Origin of the sequence: Alkalilacustris brevis (assembly GCF_003350345.1) — a bacterium.
In the GTDB taxonomy this organism is placed as follows: Bacteria; Pseudomonadota; Alphaproteobacteria; order Rhodobacterales; family Rhodobacteraceae; genus Alkalilacustris; species Alkalilacustris brevis.
This window is the reverse complement of the sequence record NZ_QNVJ01000093.1, coordinates 1-5,791: the sequence shown is the minus strand read 5'-3', so window position 1 is coordinate 5,791 and position 5,791 is coordinate 1. Positions and strand designations below refer to the sequence as shown.

The 5,791-nt window shown below is 64.1% G+C and carries 7 protein-coding genes; 3 read left to right on the top strand and 4 right to left on the bottom strand.

The window, feature by feature from the left end:
• The 4 genes from DQ229_RS14470 to DQ229_RS14455 all read right to left on the bottom strand — a co-directional run.
• The coding region (locus DQ229_RS14470; RefSeq protein WP_274378850.1) for a sulfurtransferase at nt 1-487 on the bottom strand (487 nt) is incomplete at its 3' end.
• Nucleotides 488-719: 232 nt separating this feature from the next.
• The gene (locus DQ229_RS14465; RefSeq protein WP_114966975.1) at nt 720-1,433 is read right to left on the bottom strand and encodes a DUF6969 family protein; all 714 of its coding nucleotides are present in this window, start codon (nt 1,431-1,433) and stop codon (nt 720-722) included.
• Between the two features lie 10 nt (nt 1,434-1,443).
• Nucleotides 1,444-2,130, bottom strand: a complete 687-nt coding sequence (locus tag DQ229_RS14460; protein WP_202909591.1) for an NrsF family protein — start codon at nt 2,128-2,130, stop codon at nt 1,444-1,446.
• 4 nt (nt 2,131-2,134) lie between these two features.
• Nucleotides 2,135-2,719: a sigma-70 family RNA polymerase sigma factor gene (locus DQ229_RS14455; protein WP_114966974.1), complete on the bottom strand. Its 585-nt coding sequence runs from the start codon at nt 2,717-2,719 to the stop codon at nt 2,135-2,137.
• 721 nt (nt 2,720-3,440) lie between these two features.
• Here DQ229_RS14455 and DQ229_RS14440 point away from each other — a divergent pair.
• The 3 genes from DQ229_RS14440 (at nt 3,441) to DQ229_RS14430 (ending at nt 5,736) form a co-directional block, all read left to right on the top strand.
• A complete protein-coding gene (locus DQ229_RS14440; RefSeq protein ID WP_114966971.1) occupies nt 3,441-3,980 on the top strand; it encodes a hypothetical protein in 540 nt (179 codons plus the stop codon).
• Between the two features lie 138 nt (nt 3,981-4,118).
• Nucleotides 4,119-5,090, top strand: a complete 972-nt coding sequence (locus DQ229_RS14435) for a DUF3179 domain-containing protein (RefSeq protein WP_114966970.1) — start codon at nt 4,119-4,121, stop codon at nt 5,088-5,090.
• 112 nt (nt 5,091-5,202) lie between these two features.
• Complete coding sequence (locus DQ229_RS14430; protein WP_114966969.1) at nt 5,203-5,736, top strand: plastocyanin/azurin family copper-binding protein; 534 nt, start codon at nt 5,203-5,205, stop codon at nt 5,734-5,736.
• Nucleotides 5,737-5,791 lie beyond the last annotated feature (55 nt).

Sequence of the window (5,791 nt, the reverse complement as noted above, 5' to 3'; positions counted from 1 at the left end):
CCGACTGCGCCACCTCGACAGGCTGCGTGCTGACCGGCAGGTCGGCCCCCGCCCAAGCGGCAAAGCCGCCATTCACAAGCGCCAGATCTTCCACCCCGAGCGACTTGAGCGTCCAGTAGACGCGGGCAGCGGTGCCCATGTCGGTGGGGTTGGCGCCGCCATGGACGACCACGACGGGGGTGTCGGTCTCGATCCCGAGGCTGCGCACCAGCGCACCGAACTCCTCGGGACTACGCAGCGCGCCGGGGTTTTGCGGCGGGCCGCGCCACTCGGCATAAGGCGCATGGACCGCGCCGGGGATATGCCCGGCCGCGAAATCGCCGCTGACATGAACCACGCGCACATCGCCTTCACGCTCAAGGATCGCAGCAAGCTCTCCGGGCTCAAGCAATGGCTTCCAGCCATCGGGTGCCGACAGCGCGGCCGAGGAAACCCCGGCAAGCAGCAGCCCGGCAAGGGGCAAAGCGGTGACAAAGGGGCGCATCATGACCTCCAGAACCAGTTACGAATCATCAAATAGCGGAAAATCCTCCGTATTAAAGCAGTGTCTTCGCCAATAATGAGGAACAAAATTTCTGCAATCACATAAATTCTGGGAAATTAAACCAAAGCCGGACATGCCGGAATCATTTTTCCCGGCTGCGCGGCGGGTGGCAGGAATCGTGCCTTTTTTCCTGCCCACTCAAAAGATCTCAGCGCCAGCAGTGTCCCGGTGGGCGTCAGACGTTCAGCGCCTTCCGGATTGCCTGCATCTGCGCATCCACGTCGATCGAGGTCTCACTCAGCGTCTCGAAGTCGCGGTCTTCATAGACATCCCGGTCGGGATAGGCGGCACGGCGTTCGGCAAGGGCCGCGTCGCGCGCGCGCACCAGTGCCTCGATCTGCGGACGGAAAAGCCGCAACATCGCAGACAGCCAGCGATTGGTGGGCCAGCTCGGCCAGGCATGATCGACCGCAAAGCGGGGCAGCATACGGATCACGTCTTCGGCCGGATACCAGGTTTCTGCCGTGACCCAGCGGTTGGTGGTGAAGAGGCCGATAGGGTAGCCGTTCCTGTCCATCGACACGGCAATCAGATGCGAAAGCGCCTGGTCGCCCTGCGGCCAGTCGCGCCCCGCGGCCTCGGGCACAGGCGCCGCCCCCGGCGGCATGCCCGCCGCACGCAGAAAGCAATGAAAATGCCCGTGCTCGCCATCGCGGTGCGCGTGATAATAATATTGCGCATGGGTGTCGCTGTCATAGACATCGCCCTGCGGATAATGGTTGAGCCGGATGAACTGGCCTTGCCCTTTCAGAATCTCGCCCACCACGTTCAGATTGACCTTGCGCAGCACCCGGTAGCATTCGGCGATTTCCTCGTCGGCGGCCTGCATGGCGCGCAACTCGTCGGCTGGCAATTGCGTCAAATCGACCGGCGGGATGGATGTGGACATGGATGCCTCCTCAGCCGATTGCATCGGCGCGCCCGGGCCAGCGCAGCAGGCGGTGCCCGCATAGCGAGGCCAGCAAGGCCAGCAGCATAACCGAGCCGACCTGCCAGACCAGCACCATGAGGGCGGCATCCTGCATGTGAAAGAACCGCAGCGCAAAGTTTCCCAACCCCGCCGCGGCAAGCGCACCCAGCCCGATGCTCCAGCCCGGCGCGATCGGCACACCCCGGCGCAGCATCCACAGCAGCACGACAGCAGGCAGCGACCCGATCAGCGCGATATAGCCGAAACAGGCCAGATCGGGGGTGATCCGCAACGCATCGGCGCCCATCTGCCACCAGTCGCGCAGGCAACCCAGGCTCAATGTACTGAGCCAGAGCGCGCCGGGCGCGACCGGCAGCATCCGCAACCAGGGCGAGGTACCGGGAATGGTGAACGCCAGCGCGGCGATGGCCGCGGCAATCCCGGTTGCCAGCGCCGCACCCTGTTCCAGCAGAAAACGCGCGTCCACCAGCCGTTCGGCCAAGTCGGGGCGCGGCCCCATTGCCCAGACCATCGCCGCACCGAAAGCCAGCGCCACGACCAGCCAGCGCGCCGCGCGCCGCGCCGGATGCGGCAGCGGATGCACCGGCGCAGCATCGCGGCTGAGCCTTTCGATCAGGGCCTCGGTGGCCTCGATATCCCGCTTTCGCCCGGTCAACTCATCATTCCTTCCAAAGCGTCTTTCGCATTTTGCGCATCGCACGATGGATTGCCACCTTCATTGCAGCAACGGTTGAACCGCTGGCCTCTGCGGCTTCGGCCAGGCTCATCTGGCGGAGCCTGAGCAACTCGACGGCCTGCCGCTCGGTGGGGGAAAGGTTATCCATCGCCTTCTGCATCGACATCAGGTTCACGACATTCTCTGCATGTCTATTCGCAGGGACATCGCAAAAGGTTTCGGCCAGATCCATCACGGCCATGTCTATCGCGGCCCGGCGTGCATAGCGGCGCGCGTTATCGGCCATGCGCGAACGGGCGATGGCCACCATCCAGGGCAGGAAGGGGCGCTCCGGGTCCCAACTCGCGCGGGCCCGGTGCAGCGACAGCAGGATATCCTGCACGAGATCCTCGGTATCCTCGGGCTTCAGCCAGGGCGCGCGACGGCGCACAAGCCGACGCATCCGCTGCGCCACTTCGGCCAGCAACTCCCGATAGGCCACCTGGTCGCCGCCCTGGGTGCGCTGCATGAGGCGCTCCAGCGAAACAGGGTCTAGTCCCTCGGGCCGCGCAGGCTCGTTCGGCTCCATCTGTTATCCCGTATCTGGTGTTCTTACTCACAGAGTACCGCACGAGCCGCGCCCTGGTTACACCGGGGCACAAAAAAATGTAACTTCGTCATCGGTTTTCTCGAACCTCCTTGCATCGACACCCGCCGCATCATGGCGGCCGGCGTGGACGAGCTAACGCGGATGACCGTGAAACTGGGAGGTTCAGATGCCTGAGAACAATTCCGTGCGAATGACGATGAAGCGGCTTGCCCGTCTGCGCTCAAGCACGATCTTGTCGGTCGTGATCGTAATGGGCGCAAGCACCCTTGGGGGGGCCGGTGTTGTGGTTATGACTGGCAGCAGCCCGGCACTGGCCGGCACCTGCGCGCCGAACCCGTGCGCCGCCAACCCCTGCGCGGCGAACCCCTGCGCCGCGAACCCTTGTGCGGCGAACCCTTGTGCCGCAAATCCGTGTGCTGTTAACCCCTGCGCGGCCAATCCTTGTGCGGCTAATCCGTGCGCCGCCAACCCCTGTGCTGCTGGCGGAGCAGCAACAGGATGCTATGTGCCGCGCTTGCAGGAGGCTTCCTGCGCTCCCTGTGCTGCGAACCCTTGTGCTGCAAGCCCCTGCGCGGCCAACCCCTGCGCGGCGAACCCTTGTGCCGCAAATCCGTGTGCTGCGAACCCCTGCGCGGCCAATCCTTGTGCTGCGAACCCCTGTGCGGCCAACCCCTGCGCAGCGGCGGCGCCACCGCCCGATGTGACCGACGAGGAGCTTCAGGCGCTCTACAACTGCTTGCTGGAAACGTTCGACGAGCAGGCCGCTGCCACGGCCGATTCCGGCGTCATGCTGGCTTCCTGGAGCCAGTCCGAACGGGAGGAAGGCCGGGATTTCGCCGCCTGGGCCAACTTCGCGGCGCGGCCTTACATTTCGTCCACGCATGGCGAACGCTTCGCGACCAACCACGCCAACCCCATCGCCGCCGAACATTACGGCCGTTATGAAGAAATCGGCGAGATGCCGGCAGGCGGCATCATCGCCAAGCCCACCTTCAGCATCGGCGCCGATGGCGAAGCCTTCTGGGAAACGCTCTTTCTGATGGAAAAGGCCGAGCCGGGCACATCACCCGACACCGAGGACTGGATCTACACCGCGATCATGCCCGATGGGTCGCTCATGGGGCGCACGCTTGAGCAGAACTCGGACGGGATGTATTTCTGCGCGGCCTGCCACATGGGCGCGCCGGACAGTAGCGACAACCTGCTCTTCATGGACGAGCAATACCGCGTTCAGAACTGACCTGCGCCACTGCTCACGCAACCAGGTCACAGCGCAGGGCGCCGCAACCGTGCCCGCCTTGCGCGCCGAAAAGGCAGCCCGGTGCGGGCAGTGACCGAGCGCACCAAATGCATAGTTTCTGATCGAAGGGAGTGTGTCATGACTGCTTTCGGCAAGACCCTGCTTGCGCTCGGGTTTGTTGCCTGGAGCGGGGTCGCCCTGGCCAATCCTGCTCACTGGGAACATGAATGGCCGGATACCGATTTCCCCCGCACCACCATCGACTTTTCCGAGGTGCTGGAGGGCGGCCCGCCCAAAGACGGCATCCCCGCGATCGACGCGCCCGCCTATATCAGGGCAACGCAGGAAACCCGCCTCGATGATCGCGAGCCGGTTCTGACCTATGAACACCCGGAGGCCGAACCCCGCGCCTGGCCGGTCCGCTATCTGATGTGGCACGAGATCGTCAACGATGTGGTCGGCGACATGCCGGTCGCCGTCACTTACTGCCCGTTGTGCAACTCGGCCATGATCTTCGATGCCCGCGTCGAGGGTGAAAGCCTCACCTTCGGCGTTTCGGGCAAGCTGCGTCATTCCGACATGATCATGTATGATCGCGAAACCCAGAGCTGGTGGCAGCAGGCCATCGGCGAAGGGATCGTCGGGCACCACGCGGGCGCGCGGCTGACACCGCTGCCGGGCTGGATGGAAAGCTGGGGCGAATACCGCGCGCGCAACCCCGATGGCCTGGTCATGGACGAACCCGATTGGCGCCGCGCCTATGGGCAGAACCCTTATGTCGGCTATGACAGGGCCGCGCGGCCCTTCCTTTACACCGGCGAAGACCCACCGCACGGGATCGGCCCGCTTGAACGTGTCCTGCGCGTGGGCGAACGCGCCTGGCCGTTCTCCCGGCTGCGGGAAGAGGGACAGGTCAGCGAAGCAGGCGTCACGATTACCTGGACCGCAGGCCAGGCCTCGGCGCTGGACAGCCGCGTCATTGCCGAGGGACGCGATGTCGGAACGGTCAGGGTCAGCGGCGCCGAGGGCGAGGATGTACCGCATGACATTCCTTTCGCCTTTGCCTTTCACGCCTTCTACCCGAATGGGATCTGGATGCTCGGAGATTGAGCCGCATGACTGCAACTGCCGCCTGCCTGTCCGGTCATGACTGAAACGTGCCACCGGGCGGGGAGAGGGCAAGAAAATAGTGAAGTTCACGTAAAACAGCGGAGTAAGGCCAATGAAATTACCCATCACGTCTGTGGCATCGGAACGGCGAGAGGCGGCATTCTCGCGTCGTGAGGGCTTGATGTTGTTCGGGTTGGGCGCCGCCGGGCTCGTGGTGCGACCGGGCCGGTTGATGGCGGCGGGTGAAACCCATACCGTGACTGCCCATAACCGCGCACCGGACGGCGCGCAGATGGCTTTTGCGCCTGCGGTTCTGCATATCGCGCCAGGCGATACCGTTGACTTCCGGCATGCGGACCGGGGCCATAATGTCCAAAGTTTCGACGAGATGCAGCCTGACGGGGGTGTCAGCTTCGGCGGTACCATCGGTGAAGAAATCAGCGTGACCTTCGATGTCGAAGGCACCTACGGCTACTTCTGCCAGCCGCATCTGGCCATGGGCATGATTGGCTATGTGCTGGTGGGGGACTTCACCATAAACCTCGACCAGGTGCGCACGACCAGCAACGCCCTGCGCGGGCCGATGGCAGCGCGCCGGGTGGAGGAGTACTTCGAACAGATAGCGCTCATTGGCTCAGGTGTCTGAAGTCAGCGCCCATGGGACAATTTAGGCATATTGCGGAACGGAGGGTTTCTGGCTC